This window comes from Parabacteroides vesiculifaciens, from assembly GCF_049860805.1.
Classification (GTDB): Bacteria; Bacteroidota; Bacteroidia; order Bacteroidales; family Tannerellaceae; genus Parabacteroides.
On sequence record NZ_CP187555.1, the window covers coordinates 134524 to 150335 of the forward strand.

General features: G+C 49.9%; 13 protein-coding genes. 6 read left to right on the forward strand and 7 right to left on the reverse strand.

Annotation, left to right across the window (positions count from 1 at the left end; all coding sequences use genetic code 11):
- Window positions 1-2: 2 nt before the first annotated feature.
- From lpxA to ACPYIV_RS00635, 7 genes are all read right to left on the reverse strand, one after another.
- Entirely contained in the window at window positions 3-788 is a 786-nt protein-coding gene (gene lpxA / locus ACPYIV_RS00605; protein WP_293732290.1) for an acyl-ACP--UDP-N-acetylglucosamine O-acyltransferase, read from the reverse strand.
- An 11-nt stretch (window positions 789-799) separates the two neighbouring features.
- Window positions 800-2185 carry a bifunctional UDP-3-O-[3-hydroxymyristoyl] N-acetylglucosamine deacetylase/3-hydroxyacyl-ACP dehydratase gene (locus tag ACPYIV_RS00610; RefSeq protein WP_293732291.1) on the reverse strand — a complete coding sequence of 462 codons (1386 nt, stop codon included), beginning with the start codon at window positions 2183-2185 and terminating at the stop codon, window positions 800-802.
- 28 nt (window positions 2186-2213) lie between these two features.
- Window positions 2214-3278 carry a UDP-3-O-(3-hydroxymyristoyl)glucosamine N-acyltransferase gene (gene lpxD, locus ACPYIV_RS00615; protein WP_293732292.1) on the reverse strand — a complete coding sequence of 355 codons (1065 nt, stop codon included), beginning with the start codon at window positions 3276-3278 and terminating at the stop codon, window positions 2214-2216.
- An 89-nt stretch (window positions 3279-3367) separates the two neighbouring features.
- The gene (gene pyrF, locus ACPYIV_RS00620) at window positions 3368-4210 is read right to left on the reverse strand and encodes an orotidine-5'-phosphate decarboxylase (RefSeq protein WP_293732293.1); all 843 of its coding nucleotides are present in this window, start codon (window positions 4208-4210) and stop codon (window positions 3368-3370) included.
- Between the two features lie 35 nt (window positions 4211-4245).
- Window positions 4246-5355, reverse strand: a complete 1110-nt coding sequence (prfA, locus tag ACPYIV_RS00625; protein WP_293739753.1) for a peptide chain release factor 1 — start codon at window positions 5353-5355, stop codon at window positions 4246-4248.
- On the reverse strand, window positions 5348-6520 hold the full coding sequence (locus ACPYIV_RS00630) for an AIR synthase-related protein (RefSeq protein ID WP_293732295.1): 1173 nt from the start codon (window positions 6518-6520) through the stop codon (window positions 5348-5350). Before ACPYIV_RS00630 ends, prfA begins: the two co-directional genes overlap by 8 nt.
- A gap of 44 nt (window positions 6521-6564) precedes the next feature.
- Window positions 6565-7467, reverse strand: coding sequence for a glucosaminidase domain-containing protein (locus ACPYIV_RS00635; protein WP_293732296.1), 903 nt, complete (start codon window positions 7465-7467; stop codon window positions 6565-6567).
- A gap of 389 nt (window positions 7468-7856) precedes the next feature.
- Between ACPYIV_RS00635 and ACPYIV_RS00640 the strand changes: the two genes are divergently transcribed.
- From ACPYIV_RS00640 to cdd, 6 genes are read left to right on the forward strand one after another with little or no spacing between them, the layout of a single operon-like run.
- Window positions 7857-8906, forward strand: coding sequence for an efflux RND transporter periplasmic adaptor subunit (locus tag ACPYIV_RS00640; RefSeq protein ID WP_425885022.1), 1050 nt, complete (start codon window positions 7857-7859; stop codon window positions 8904-8906).
- Window positions 8903-11941, forward strand: a complete 3039-nt coding sequence (locus ACPYIV_RS00645; RefSeq protein WP_293732298.1) for an efflux RND transporter permease subunit — start codon at window positions 8903-8905, stop codon at window positions 11939-11941. The genes ACPYIV_RS00640 and ACPYIV_RS00645 overlap by 4 nt, the downstream gene beginning before the upstream one ends.
- On the forward strand, window positions 11938-13227 hold the full coding sequence (locus ACPYIV_RS00650; protein WP_425885024.1) for a TolC family protein: 1290 nt from the start codon (window positions 11938-11940) through the stop codon (window positions 13225-13227). The genes ACPYIV_RS00645 and ACPYIV_RS00650 overlap by 4 nt, the downstream gene beginning before the upstream one ends.
- A 6-nt stretch (window positions 13228-13233) precedes the next feature.
- Window positions 13234-14256: a sensor histidine kinase gene (locus tag ACPYIV_RS00655; protein ID WP_293732300.1), complete on the forward strand. Its 1023-nt coding sequence runs from the start codon at window positions 13234-13236 to the stop codon at window positions 14254-14256.
- On the forward strand, window positions 14253-15026 hold the full coding sequence (locus ACPYIV_RS00660) for a LytR/AlgR family response regulator transcription factor (RefSeq protein WP_293732301.1): 774 nt from the start codon (window positions 14253-14255) through the stop codon (window positions 15024-15026). The genes ACPYIV_RS00655 and ACPYIV_RS00660 overlap by 4 nt, the downstream gene beginning before the upstream one ends.
- Before the next feature lie 33 nt (window positions 15027-15059).
- Window positions 15060-15545 (forward strand): cytidine deaminase, encoded by a 486-nt coding sequence (cdd, locus tag ACPYIV_RS00665; protein ID WP_293739720.1) that lies wholly within the window; start codon window positions 15060-15062, stop codon window positions 15543-15545.
- Window positions 15546-15812: the final 267 nt, after the last annotated feature.

Genomic DNA, 15812 nt, shown 5'->3' on the forward strand with positions numbered 1-15812 from the left:
ATTTACTCATCGATCGAACCTCTTACGATACCGCGTTGGGATGATTTGATGAAGTTCAGGATCAGGTCCCGTTCTTCACTGGGCTCGTATTCGGTTTCGATGGCTTTCAGGGCTTCCGTGTTGTTGAGGCCGCGCGTATAAAGCGTGCGGTAGATGTCTTGGATCAAGAATACCTGGCTGTTGGTAAATCCGCGACGGCGCAACCCTACGATATTGATACCGCAGTACACGATCGGATCGCGTCCGATCAGTGTATAAGGAGGAATATCCTTGCCGATGCGGGAACCGCCTTGTACCATGACATGCTTGGAGATACGGGAGAACTGGTGAACTAAGCTGCCGCCGCTGACAATCGCAAAGTCGTCGATCTCGACTTCACCGGCAATCTGTGAAGCGTTGCCGATAATGATGTTGTCTTTCAGCAGGCAGTCATGAGCGATATGGGAATAAGCCATAATCAGGCAATTGTTTCCGACAACGGTTTTGCCTTTGGAGGCTGTTCCGCGGTTGACAGTCACGCATTCGCGCAGAATGGTGTTGTCTCCGATTTCAGCAGTTGTAATTTCTCCTTTAAACTTCAGGTCTTGGGGAATACCGGCTATAACGGCTCCGGGAAATACCTGGCAATTATTGCCGATCCGCGCACCGTCTAAGATAGTCGTATGCGAATGGATCCGGCAGTTGTCACCGATTACGACATCTTTTTCGATTACGGCAAAAGGATCGATCGTTGTATTCTGACCGATCTTGGCCTCGGGATGAACGACTGCTAAAGGGGATATGTTCATTATCTTAATTATTATTTGTTTTTTACAATCTGTGCCATAAATTCAGCTTCGCTAACCAGCTTGTCGCCTACGAATACATAGCCTTTCATGGTCGAGATACCGCGGCGTATGGGAGCCAGCAATTCCAGGCGCAGGATCAGCGTGTCGCCCGGAACGACTTTCTGGCGGAATTTAACACCGTCGATCTTCATGAAGTAAGTGGAATAGCGTTCCGGTTCGTCTACCGAGTTCAGAACGAGCAGGCCGCCGGTCTGTGCCATCGCTTCCACTTGCAGTACGCCCGGCATAACCGGTTCCTGGGGGAAGTGGCCCGTAAAGAACGGTTCGTTGCTCGTGATGTTCTTCACGCCCACGATATAGTTGCCGCCGATCTCGATGATCTTGTCAACCAGCAGGAACGGGTAGCGGTGCGGGAGCAATTCGCGGATACGGTTGATGTCCATGACCGGGACGCAGTTCGGATCGTAGACGGGAGCCTGAACTTCGTTCAGCTTGATGTCCTTGCGGATCATGCGTGCCAACTGGTTGTTGATCTTATGTCCCGGGCGGGTAGCGATTACGCGGCCGCGGATCGGTTTGCCGATCAGTGCCAGGTCGCCGATCACATCGATCAGCTTGTGGCGCGCCGGTTCGTTGTCGAATACCAACGGTTTATTGTTGATGTAGCCCAGCTCCTGCACATCCTTATGCGGGATAGACAGTTTGTCGGCCAGGTTGTCAAGCACTTCCTGTGATACTTTCTGATCGTAGATAACGATTGCATTGTCGAGGTCTCCGCCTTTGATCAGGTTGTTCTGCAACAACATTTCCACTTCGCGGACAAATACGAATGTTCGGGAAGCGGCCAGTTCTGTCGGGAATTCACTCAGGTCGTTCAGCGTGGCGAACTGGTTGGAAAGCACGGGCGAATTGAAAGAAATCAATGCATTGACGCTGAACTTGTCGTCCGGCAGGATGATGAGGGAAGAACCTGTTTCTTCATCCTTGACTTCGATTTTGTGCTTTACGATATAGTAATCTTTCGGTGCGCTCTGTTCTACGATACCGACTTTTTGAATCTCTTCACTGAAAAAACGGGAACTGCCGTCGAGAATCGGAAATTCGGGTGCATTCACTTCTATCAGGCAGTTATCTATTTCGTAGGCATATAAAGCTGCCATCGCATGTTCAATAGTACTTACCTGAATGCCGTTCTTTGAAAGCACAGTTCCTCTTTGGGTTCCGGCTACGTTTTCGGCAACGGCATCGATTACAGGTTCTCCTTCCAGGTCAACACGTTTGATTTTGTATCCATGATTTTCGGGTGCAGGATGGAATGTGATCTGAATATCCAGCCCTGTATGCAACCCTTTTCCTTGCATAGAGAAACTCGTGGCAAGCGTCTTCTGTTTCTGCATACGATCTATATGATTTATGATTTATAATTTATGATTTATTCATTGTCAATTGTGCATTGTCAATTGCCAATTTAAGTCGTTCTATCTCACGCTGCATTTGCCCCATCTGTCGGTACATATCCGGCAGACGGTTGAAGATTGCGCTGGAACGCATAAATGCTTTTGCGTTGATAGCCGGTGCACCTAACAAGGTTGTCGGTTCTTTTACATCGCTGATTACACCGCATTGTGCTCCGAATACTACATGGTCTGCCACATGGATATGGCCGGACAATCCGGCCTGTCCGCCGAACATACAATGGCTGCCGATCTTCACGGAGCCGGCAATACCGACCTGGGCGGCCATAACCGTATTTTCACCGACTTCCACGTTGTGCGCAATCTGTACCAGATTGTCCAGTTTGACGCCCCGGCGGATGATGGTCGAATCCATCACGGCACGGTCTATCGTGGTGTTGGCTCCGATTTCGACATCGTCTTCCAATATGACATTTCCCAGCTGCGGGATCTTTTTGTAGTTATCGCCTTCAGGAGCAAAACCGAAACCATCCGATCCGATCACGCTTCCGGCATGCAGAATACAGTTGTTGCCAATCACACAGCCGTTATAAATGGTTGCGTGCGGATAGACCGTACAGTTGTCTCCAACGGTCACATGGTCGCCGATATAAGCGTGCGGATAAATGCGGCTGTTCTTGCCGATCTTTACGTCTTCACCGATATAGGCAAAGTTGCCGACATAGCATCCTTCGCCGACCGTTGCCGAACCGGCGATAAATGCCGTGGCGTCTATGCCCGCTTTCTTGGTATTCGCCTGTTCCACCATGTTCAACAGTATGGCAAGCGAAGCATAAGCATTGGCCACTTTGACCAATGTGGCTTTTACCGGTTCGGCGGGAGTGAAATCATTGTTTACCAAAACAATGCTTGCTTCAGTATTGTAGATAAAATGTTCGTATTTAGGGTTTGCCAGGAAGGTCAATGTTCCCGGTTTTCCTTCTTCTATCTTTGAGAAGTTGTTGACTTTCACTTCAGGGTTGCCTTCGACGGTTCCACCTAAAACGCTCGCTATTTGTTGGGCTGAAAACTCCATTATTTAATCTTATTATATGTATTTCAAATGCAACTGCCCCGACTTGATTCAAGGCAGTTTGCAAAAATGGTGAAAATTATTGGGATAGCCTATGCTTTGCAGGGAATAATTCCTTTATCGTGCAGATATCCTGCCATTTCGCGCTGTACGGCCTGGGCTGCATCACGCGCAACGTCGGCAAAGTTCTCCGTTTTGTCTGCATAAATGATCGCACGGGAAGAGTTTACCAGCAACCCGCATTGGTCGTTCATGCCGTACAGGGCCACTTCGGCGAGGCTTCCGCCCTGTGCGCCTACGCCCGGAACCAGCAGGAAGTGGTTGGGAGCATACTTGCGGATGTCTAAGAACATCTTTCCCTGGGTAGCGCCTACCACATACATCATCTGTTCGTCGGTAGCCCAGTCCTGCGACTTTTTCAATACCTTTTCGAACAACCGTTCGCCGCTTGCATCTTCTGTCAACTGGAAATCGTGCGAACCTTTGTTGGAGGTCAACGCCAACAGGATCACCCAGGCTTCCGGATAGATTAGGAACGGCTTCACGCTGTCTTCGCCCATATATGGAGCCACCGTTACGGCATCCACCTTAATATGGTCGAAGAAAGAACGTGCATACATCTCGGAAGTGTTTCCGATGTCCCCGCGCTTAGCATCGGCAATGATAAACTGGTCGGGATAGTTTTCACGCAGGTAAGCGACTGTCTTTTCGAATGACAGCATGCCTTTTACGCCCAAACTTTCATAGAAGGCCAGGTTCGGTTTGTAAGCTACGCAGTAGTCGGCTGTCGCGTCGATAATCGCTTTGTTGAATGCGAAGATCGGATCTTCTTCAGACAGCAGGTGCTGCGGGATCTTCTTTATATCTGTATCGAGCCCCACGCAAAGGAAGGACTGCTTTTTCTTGATGTTTTCGAATAATTGCTGCTTGTTCATGTTGTTACGTGTAAAAAATTAGTCTAAAAATGATGTTATAGTTCAGACTCTTTCAGTCGTTCAGCGTTCTCGGCTACGATCAGTTGATCGAGGCATCCTTGTATATCCCCATCCATAAAGGCTGAAAGATTGTAAATCGTGTAATTGATACGATGGTCGGTGATACGTCCCTGCGGGTAATTGTAGGTACGGATCTTCGCCGAGCGGTCGCCGGTAGAAACCATCGTCTTACGTTTGTTAGCAATGTCATCCAGATATTTCTGGTGTTCCTTGTCATATATAAACGAACGCAGGCGCGTAAGAGCGCGCTCCTTGTTCTTCGGCTGGTCGCGTGTTTCGGTACATTCGATCAGGATTTCTTCGCTTTCGCCCGTGTTCGGGTTCTTCCAGACGTAGCGCAGGCGGACACCCGATTCGACCTTGTTTACGTTCTGTCCTCCGGCTCCACCCGAACGGAACGTGTCCCATTTGATCTCGCCTTCGTTGATTTCCACATCAAACTCGTCTGCTTCGGGGAGGACGGCAACGGTGGCTGCCGATGTGTGTACGCGCCCCTGTGTTTCGGTAGCCGGCACACGTTGTACGCGATGCACGCCCGATTCATATTTAAGAGTTCCGTACACCTTTTCTCCGCTTACGGTAAAGATGATTTCTTTGAAACCGCCGGCAGCTCCTTCGCTACAACTGGACAGGGCCACTTTCCAGCCTTTCATCTCGCAATACTTAACGTACATGCGATACAGGTCTCCGGCAAAGAGTGCCGCTTCATCGCCACCCGTTCCGCCACGTATTTCGACAATGGCGTTTTTGTCGTCCTGCGGGTCGGCCGGCACGAGGAGCAGCTTGATCTCCTCTTCCAGCTCCGGAATACGTGCTTCACAAGCAGCCGCTTCTTCACGCGCTATCTCTTTCATCTCCGGATCGGTTTCGGCCATCATCAAACGCGCCTCTTCCAAACCATTGAGGCATTGCATATATTCCTTGCGGGCTTTTATGATTTCGTTCAGTTCCTTATATTCTTTCGTGAGCTTGACGTATCTTTTCTGGTCAGCGATGACGTTAGGGTCTGTGATGAGCGTCGATACCTCTTCGAAGCGCGACACCAATCCATCCAGTTTCTCTAATAGCGTATTATTCTCAGCCATATATAAACTCACCGAACTCGCTTTTAATAATCAGTTCCTTTTTGTCGCTTTCTTCTATGCGGCCGACGATCTGTGCGTCGATATCGAATGATTTGCTGATGGCAATCACCTCTTCCGCATGTTCCGGGGAAAGATAGACTTCCAGACGGTGTCCCATGTTGAACACTTTGTACATCTCGTCCCAGGCCGTACCGCTCTGTTCCTTGATCGTCTTGAACAGCGGGGGAACAGGGAACATATTGTCCTTGATCACGCGGCAATTGTTTCCGATGAAATGCATGACTTTGGTCTGTGCCCCGCCTGAGCAGTGTACCATACCGTGGATATCCGGACGCAAAGCATCCAGTAGCTTTTTGACTACCGGAGCATAGGTTCGTGTGGGAGAAAGCACCAGTTTGCCTGCGTTCAGCGGCGATCCTTCTACGGGATCGGTCAGCTTTAAGCCTCCGCTGTAAACCAGTTCGTCGGGAACAGCCTTGTCAAAACTTTCCGGGTATTTTTCCGCCAGGTATTTGGCAAATACGTCATGGCGTGCACTGGTCAGCCCGTTGCTTCCCATACCGCCGTTATACTCTTTCTCGTAAGTGGCCTGTCCGAAAGAAGCCAGTCCGACGATCACGTCGCCCGGACGGATGTTCGCATTGTCGATCACGTCGGCACGTTTCATGCGGCAGGTAACCGTACTGTCGACAATGATGGTACGGACCAGATCGCCGACATCGGCCGTCTCACCGCCTGTCGCATAGCAACCGACTCCCATTTCGCGGAGTTCGGCCAGCAATTCGTCTGTCCCGTTGATGATGGCGGAGATCACTTCACCTGGAATCAACAACTTGTTGCGTCCGATGGTGGAGGATACTAATATGTTGTCTACGGCGCCCACGCACAGCAGGTCGTCGATATTCATTATCAAAGCGTCTTGCGCAATACCTTTCCAAACGGACAGGTCTCCGGTTTCTTTCCAGTACATATAAGCCAGAGATGACTTGGTTCCGGCTCCGTCGGCATGCATGATGTTGCAATATTCAGGATCGCCTCCCAGAATGTCGGGAATGATCTTACAGAATGCTTGGGGAAAGATTCCCTTGTCGATGTTCTTTATTGCGTTATGAACATCTTCTTTCGAAGCGGATACACCGCGTAGATTATAACGTTGGTCACTCATTGTTTTTGTGAATTTGTCTGCAAAGATACTATTTTTTGTCTTACTTATCTAAGTTTTAGCACATCTCCTTCTTCGGGGATATAATCTTTCTGCTTTTTATTCATCTTATATAAGCTCTTGATCTGTATTCCGTATTTCTGTGCGATACTGTGCATGGACTCGCCCACCTGTACGACGTGGTCATAATTCGGCTTGTCGGCTTTCTTCTTTTTCTTTTCCAGGTAAACGATATCATCTTTCTGCAACGGGAAGTCTTCCGGCACTTCGTTGTATTTCTTCAGATCTTTCGCCCGGAAGCCGAGGCTGGCGGCTATATCGTCGAAACTGTCTTTGCCGTTTGAATAGACATACAGCAGGCCGTTTGTCCGGTAGACCGTATACCGGGAGATGCGTGCCGGCTGTTTCCCTGATTTTTTACCGCTTTTGGCCGTATCGTACCTGTATAGGTCGTAATCTTCGATAATCTTGATCAGGCGGTTGGCATACGCACGGTCGGTTGCATACCCGCATTTCTGCAATCCTCTTGCCCAACCTTTATAGTCGGTTATTTTCAGCTTGAACAGGGAAGCATAGCGGGGACGGTCGACTAAGAAACGGGCATGGTCCTCGTAGGACTGTTCCGGATTCTTATATTTGCGGAAACATTCTCCGCGCAGATCGTCGTCGTGATAGACACGGCCACCCCGCCAGTCGGAATGACATTTGATGCCGAAATGGTTGTTCGATTTGCGTGCCAGTTCGCTTTGTCCGGCTCCCGATTCCAATACGCCTTGTGCAAGCGTGATACTTGCCGGGATGCGGAACTTCTTTTGATGCTGGATCGCTAAGCTGCTATATTGTTTGATATATTTTTCGTAAGCCGGCACTTTCCGTTGGCTGGCTCCAAGTGCCGGTCCGATGACGGATAACATCAGCAGCAGGGAAAAGATTCGTAATGTTAATCGCATGACTGGTTCATTATGTGTAATTATATTCAACGGCAAAGATAATTAATTTGTTTTTACATCTATGGTTAGCGGCATATATATAGGGAAACCGCATCAAAAATTTCATTTCGCCCAAAGGGGTTCCCTCTTATCAAAATGTCACTACCACCCCATGTAAATCGGATTAGTATAGCATGTATTTGAAATTACACTAGCGGGTAATATTTTTTAACGTTTCTATTTGCTACACAACAGACCTTTCCCCTGTCTAAATGACATCTGTCCCATTGGCATATATAGAATACTAACCGGATACCGTTTTCAGGAACGTTTTTTCCGGCTTCGGAAAATTATTCGCGGCAACAACGGGGCAGGTCTTTTACTTTTGGACGGAATTTAAAAGATGTGTTATGAAGATAAGATTAAATCCTGTTCTATTTGCTTGCGTAGCCTTGCTGTTGGCATCCTGTAAAGGGAAAGAGGCGGAACGAAAACCTGGTATCGAGGTGAATACTGCCCGGGTATCGTCCGTCTCCGCCGAAGGTGATACGGAGTTTGCCTTTATTGCCCAACCGTTCCGAACATCCGAACTATCTTTTCGCGTGAGCGGTCCGATCGACCAGTTTGATGTGTATGCCGGTAGCCGGTATGCACGTGGGAACATTATTGCCGGGATCGACCCGCGTGATTTCCGGATTCGCCGTAACCGTGCGGAAGCGGTCTATCTCCAGGCAAAAGCTGAATATGAGCGTATACGGATCCTGTTTGAGAAAGAGAATGTGGCGGCCAGTGTTTATGAGAAAGCCAAAGCGGATTATGTATCGGCGAAATCGGCTTTCGAAGCAGCCGTGAACGAGCTGGAAGATACGAAACTGCTGGCTCCCTTCGACGGGTATGTCGGGGAAGTTTATCTGGAAAAGTTCCAGGATGTAAAGGCTTCGCAACCTGTGATATCCTTTATCGATATCGACCGGCTTAAAATAGAAGTATATGTGACGCAGGAGATTGCCTGTTCCGTACAGCCCCGCGACACGATCCGCCTGCGTTTCGACACCCAACCCGAACGGCTCTATACCGCAAGCGTGGTCGAAATATCCAAAGGGACGACTCGCAATAACCTGTCATATCTGTTGACAGCCATATTGCCGAATAAAGACAACCGGTTGCTGTCCGGTATGTCCGGGAAGGCTTTGCTGAAATCCGCTCCAGCCGTTTCCGGAAATATAACCATCCCGCAGGCTGCTCTTTGCCATCGTCCTTCGGTGGGGGATTATGTCTGGGTGGTGAACTCCAAGACTAATCGTGTCGGCCGGCAATCCGTGGTGGCCGGCGAACTGTTGCCGGACGGAACTGTCCGGATAGAGGAAGGCTTGCAAGTGGGTGAAGTGGTGGCGACAAGCGGCCTTCGTTTCTTGTCGGATGGAATGGAAGTCTCAATTTCAGAAAAGGGAAAACGATGAAACTGATTAAGTATTTTCTGCAAAAGAAAGCCGTCACGGTATTGCTGTTAGTGTTGGTACTGGCAGGAGGTCTTTTCTCGTATGCCAAGATGGGGAAGTTAGAGGACGCGCCTTTCACGATCAAGCAGGCTTTGGTACTCACGCCTTATCCCGGCGCTTCTCCGATGGAAGTGCAGTCTCAGGTGACGGATGTGTTGGAAGAGGCGATCCAATCGCTTGGCGAACTCTATTACCTGAAGACGGAGAACCGGGCGGGGCTGTCCAAGATCACGGTCTATGTGAAGAAGGAAATTCGTGCCGACGCGATGCAACAGTTGTGGGACAAGTTGCGGCGGAAAGTGAACGATGTACAAGGTAAATTGCCGGCCGGCGCCGGTACATCCATCGTCAATGACGACTTCGGTGATGTCCTGGGCGTCTTTTATGGCTTGACGGGCGACTGCTATACATATCGTGAACTGGAAGACCGTGCCAAGTTGATCAAGAACGAGTTGCTGAAGGTCAAGGATGTCGCCAAAGTCGAAATATACGGTGTGCGGACACCGACTGTTGATGTCTCCGTAAGCCCTTCCGTGATGGCGCGTAGCGGCATTACGACAGCCGACATTGCCCGTGCTTTCGATGCCCAGAACCGGGTGGTGGATGCCGGTGGTATCGATGCCGGGCAGAACCGTATCCGGATCGAATCGACCGGTAACTTCTACTCGCTGGACGATATCCGGAACCTGACGATTGTCTCGCGTACCGGAGAACATTTCCGCCTGGCTGATGTTGCGACAGTTGAAGAAAGCTACCAGCAACCGGCATCCAACCTGATGCGGATAGACGGCAAACCGGCTGTCGGTATCGCCATCTCTACCGTCCCGACGGGAAATGTGGTCGACATGGCGGAAGCCGTGAAAGCTTGTATCGGCAAACTGACCGCAACTATGCCGGAAGGGTTCGAATTACAATCCATATACGATCAGGGCTATGAGTCGGATGTCGCCAATCAGGGATTTATCCTCAACCTGATCATATCGGTTATAACCGTTGTGGCGATCCTGCTGTTCTTTATCGGGTTTAAGAATGGAATCCTGGTCGGGAGCGGATTGGTCTTTTCCATCTTTGCAACCCTGATTGTTATGTTCGGATCAGGGATCGCGTTGCAGCGTATGTCCTTGGCGGCCATTATTATCGCGATGGGAATGCTGGTCGACAATGCGATTGTGGTGTCGGATTCGGCACTGGTCAATATGCAGCGCGGCATGCGTAAGCGGGTGGCAGTTATGCGGGCCTGTTCGGCTACAGCGCTTCCCCTGTTGGCGGCTACCGTGATTGCGGTCCTGACGTTTTTACCTATTTATTATTCGCCTCATATCACGGGCGAATTGTTGTCTTCGCTGGTGGTCGTTATCGGTGTTTCCCTGATGTTCAGTTGGATATTCGCTTTGACGCAGACTCCCTTTTTTATCCAAGAGTTCGTACGGCGTCCCCGTCCAGAGGAATTGCAGGATTCATTGTTTTCCGGTAAGTATTATGAGAAATTCCGTTCTTCCCTGCATTGGGTGATACGGCACCGGACGGTTGCGATCGGCAGCCTGGTCGTGATGCTGGTCTTTTCGGCCTGGAGCTTCAAATTTATCCCGAAAGTATTTGTCCCGGCATTGGACAAGCAGTATTTTACTTTGGATATGTGGCTGCCGGAAGGCGTGAAGATAGAGGAGACGGACCGCCTGGCAACGGAGATGGCCGGTTATATCCGGGAGCATGAACAGACGGAGATGGTTTCTACCTATGTGGGGCGCACTCCGCCGCGTTACTACCTGTCTAATGTCTCGTTCGGCCCGCAGTCCAATTATGCACAGGTCTTGGTCAAATGCAAGTCGTCCAAAGAGTCGCGCGAACTGCATGCTTTGTTGCAAGACTCGATCCGTACCCGTTTCCCTGGCCCGCTGATCAAAGTCAATAAGTTTGAATTGAGTCCGCTAACGGAGGCGGTGATCGAAGCCCGTTTCCTCGGACCTGATCCGCTTGTACTGGATTCGTTGGCGGGAGAGGCCATCGAGATCATGCGCCGTAACCCGAAGGTGGCCGATGCCCGCAATGAGTGGGGAAATATGTCTATGGTGATCCGTCCGGTCTATGACCCGGTCAAGGCCGGCGCGCTGGGTATAACCAAGGCTTCGATGATGGAATCCGTCAAGTCTGTTAACGACGGGACGGTGGTCGGTGTCTATCGCGATAACGAGAAAAAGGTGCCCGTCTTGTTGAAGTCGGATGGAGCGGAGGTGACGGATGCCCGTTCGTTAGGAAACTTTTCCGTATGGAATGGCGAGCGTTCGGCTCCCTTGTCACAGGTGACGGAGCGGATCGAGACAACCTGGGAGTTCCCGCAGGTGCGCACTTACAACCGGCAATTGTCCATGGCGGCTATGTGCGGCGTGAAGCCGGGGCATACGATGTCGGAAGTGCACGACGAGATCCGTCATGAGATCGAGCAGATGGAATTGCCCGAAGGATATACCTTTTTCTGGGATTCCCAATATAAAGATCAACGGGAAGGTTTGCAAGCCCTTGCCAAGTTTTTCCCACTGGCTTTCCTGATGCTGGTTGTGATCCTGGTGGCCCTGTTCGGTAATTTCCGGCAACCGGTTATCATTCTCTGCGTCTTGCCTTTGTCGCTGATCGGAGTGGCGGTCGGTATGTTGCTGACCGGTTTTGATTTCGGCTTTTTCCCCATTGCCGGTTGGTTAGGGTTGTTGGGGATGATTATAAAAAATGTGATTGTCCTGCTGGATGAAATCAACGTGCAGCGCAAGAACGGTGTCACCCCCTATACGGCGGTTGTCGAAGCAACCGTGTCCAGGACGCGTCCGGTATTGATGGCCGCAACCACCACTATCCTCGGGATGGTACCACTCCTTTTTGACGTGGCATTCGGCGGAATGGCGGCAACCATTATTTTCGGATTGACGTTTGCAACGCTGCTGACGTTGTTTGTAACCCCGGCATTGTACACGTTATTTTATAAGATTAAAAAAGAACAGATATGAGAAAAAAGCATCTATTGATAAGTGTGTTCCTGCTCTGTACCGGAGTTTCCTATTCGCAGCAGAGCCCGTTGCTCGAGAAATACCGGTCTATGGCTTTGGAGTACAGTCATGATCTTAAATCGGCGGATAAGAATATATCTGCCAGCATCGAACTCGAAAAGGCGGCGAAGGCGGATTGGAAACCCAAGCTGTCCGGGAATGCCAATTTCCAATATACCGGACAGCCGTTGCAATTGACATTGGACCTCCCTTCCTTAGAACAGCCGATGACGTTCGAAGGGCGTGACCTGAAATACGGAGCCTCCCTTTCCTTGCTCCAACCTATTTATACCGGAGGGCGGATTTTAGAATCGATCCGTATGGCTGGACACCGCCATTCGTTCGCCTCCAACCAGGAAGAACTGTTCCGCTCGGCCGTCTGTTACCAGACGGATATGCAATACTGGAATACGGTGGCGCGCAGGGAGATTGTCGATGTGGCCCTCGATTACCGCAATTCGATGTCTACCCTGGCACAGACAATTCGCGAGCGGGTAGAAGCGGGCCTGGTCGACCCCCAGGAACTGCTGATGGTCGAGGTCAAGCAGAACGAGGCGGAATACCAGCTTTTGCAGGCAAAAAGTAATTTCGAGACCGGACGTATGGCTCTCAACTCATTGATCGGAGTGAATTTGCAGGATACGACCGAAATAGACCGGAGCATTCCGGAAGTCAGTTACACAAACGATATCTGGATATCGGACTGGACCGGCCGGCCGGAGATACGCATGGCATACGACCAGCTGAAAATGGCGGAAAGCTCGCTGAAGCTGACGGATTCCCGGTACAAACCCCAGCTATACATCGGCCTGGACGGGAGCTACTCCTCTCCCGGTCATGATTTCCGAGCGGATTTGGACCCTAACTATGTGGTATATGCCAAATTGTCCGTACCTTTGTTCGAGTGGGGGAAACGCCGGAACGAGAAGCGGGCTTCGACAATGAAAATCGGTATGGCAAACGACCAGGTCAACAAAATCGAAGATCAGGTGAACCTCGAAGTGCAAACGGCCCGCACCTCCTTGTCACAGGCGCTCGAACGGGTGGACCTAGCCGGAAACTCGTTGGAGAAAGCGCGTGAGAACGAGCGGATGGCCTTGGAACGTTATGCGGAAGGTAAAATATCGGTAGTAGAAGTGATAGAGGCACAAGCGTACCGGCAAACTTCGCAGTTGAATTACGTACAGGCCAAAGCACTTGCTCAGGGCTATTATTCCGGTTTGATAAAAGCGTTAAATAAATATTGATTGTGTGTGAAGTGGTCTATTCTGTTATATGGTTTGTTGTTTTCCGGGTTAGGGGCTTTTTCCTATCTCTTACTCGTGAATTATACGGAACTTCCCGCCCATGTGGCGGATGTTCTGTATTCGAAGGGGGCGTTTGTGTTCTTTGTTGCCGCCTTTAATGTCTTGGGCTATTCAACGTTGCGGATCAGTTCGTGGATGAATAACCAGTACGCGCTGAATATCCGGAGAAGGTGGAAGATTGTCGTGATCTATACCGTCGTCATGTTGTTGTTCCTTTTGTTGAACTACAGTTTGCTGGTAGTAGCCAAGATGCTGGTCGGGATGAACGACCCGCTTATCTTCCCGAATGGGGGATGGCGCATTCTGCTGATTGTCTGGTTGGTCGAGTTGGTTATTTTGGGTTTATTGCTGGCGAACCGGTCTATCCAGAGCACCTTGAAGTTGCAACAGGAGGCCGCAGCATTGCAGAAAGAAAATAACACGGCGCGCTATACGGCTTTACAGAGCCAGTTGAATCCCCACTTTTTATTTAATAGTTTGAATACGTTGATTGCCGAGATCGAGTATAACCCCGATAATGCAGTCCGCTTCACCAAAAACTTATCCAGCGTGTACCGCTATGTCCTGCAAAGCCAGGATAAAACACTGGTTTCCCTTGCCGAAGAACTGGAATTCCTAGATTCCTATCTGTTCCTGCATAAGGTGAGATTGGGCGACTGCATCAGCTGTGTGTGTGATATCCCTGCAGACCTGGCCGAAGCCATGCTTCCCCCGCTCACCTTGCAGTTGTTGGTGGAAAATGTGATCAAGCATAATACGATCACGTCAGCCCGGCCAATGAAGATCGATATCTTCGTATTGGAAGCCCATCTTGTCGTCAGCAACCCTGTTCAGCCCCGCAAAAGCCATGAATCCACCGGTGTGGGGTTGAAGAACTTGTCGAACCGGTGCAAGCTGATGCTGGGGGAGGAGATCCGGATCATGAATGAAAAAGAAGTGTTTACAGTAAAAGTCCCGTTGTTGGTATGAATAAATTGAATGTAGTCATAATAGAAGATGAGGTGCCGGCGGCCCGTTTGTTGAATTCGATGGTGACACGCCTGCGTCCGGAGTGGAACGTGGCCGTCTTGCCGGGTAGTGTGGACGAAGCCGTTTCGTGGTTTCGCGAGCATCCGCACCCGGATATTATTTTTCTCGATATACAGCTGGCGGATGGCAACTCATTCGATTTCCTTTCGGCAGCAAACCCTTCTTCCGTCATTATTTTTACGACTGCCTACGACCAGTATGCCATCCGTGCCTTTTCGGTCAATAGCATCGACTATATCCTGAAACCGGTAGACGAAAAGCGGCTTTCGGATGCCATTCAGAAATACGAGACGATGATCGGGAACGGCTATGTCAAATCGCAGGATTATCTGGATATGCTTCTCGATACGTTGCAAAATAAGGAAAAGCGCTACCGTACCCGTTTCCTGATTTCGGGTGTCGACCGTTTCTGGACGTTGCGGGTGGAAGATATCGCTTATTTTTATTCGGAAAATAAGGTGACGTTTGCCGTTACCAAAAGCGGGCAGGAGCACGTTATCGATTTATCTCTTAATAAATTGACGGATCAGCTGGACCCCAGCCGTTTTTTCCGTGCCAACCGGCAGGTCATTGTTTGCATAGACGCCATCGACCATGCGGAACCCTATTTTAACGGAAAAATCGTGGTATCGGTCCGTCCCCCTTATAAAACCAAAGTAACAATCAGCGAAGAAAAACTCTCGGCATTCAAATTGTGGCTTAATTTTTAGTATTTTTGCCTGTATCACTTTAAAAGCTGCCTTATGAAAGAGATTAAGTTGGAAACAAGAATCCGGATATATCCTCTTGCCGAGTTGCCGGATGGAGAATTGCCGTTGATGGAAGCTGCCATAAAGGCGACGGAACAATCGTATGCCCCTTATTCGAAGTTTCATGTCGGCGCGGCGGCCCTGTTGGAGGACGGCACGATCGTGACCGGCAGCAACCAGGAGAATGCCGCTTATCCTTCCGGACTGTGTGCGGAACGGGTAGCTTTGTTTCATGCCGGCCATCAATACCCGGATATACCCGTTATCGCCCTTGCTATTGCAGCCTCCACAAACAGCCGCCAGGTCGAAAGTATCTCCCCCTGCGGAGCATGCCGCCAGGTTTTGCTGGAGACGGAACAGCGCTATGGCAAGCCGATGAAAATTTTATTGTGCGGCACGAAAGAAGTCGTTGTCGCTGAAAGCGCCGGATCGCTGTTGCCACTTTGCTTTGGGGCGAAAGATTTGAAATTTTGTCTTTGAGTTTATGTTCACGGTGTTACAAGTGCTTGGTAAGGAGTTGTTTGTTGTGAACCCCTTCGCCGTGTTACACCGATTGGCTGTTATTCATCGAATAAATCGTGCATTCACAGAAATTTACAGTCTGTTAGCTGATTATGTGAGGGTGAATGCAAATAAAAAACGGGACAGGAACTCTATTTTCCCGCTCCTGTCCCATATAATATAGCCTATGAAGTAAAATTTGCAGCCTATAGGCTGTTGACGGATAACCTATAGGATTTCTCCGAA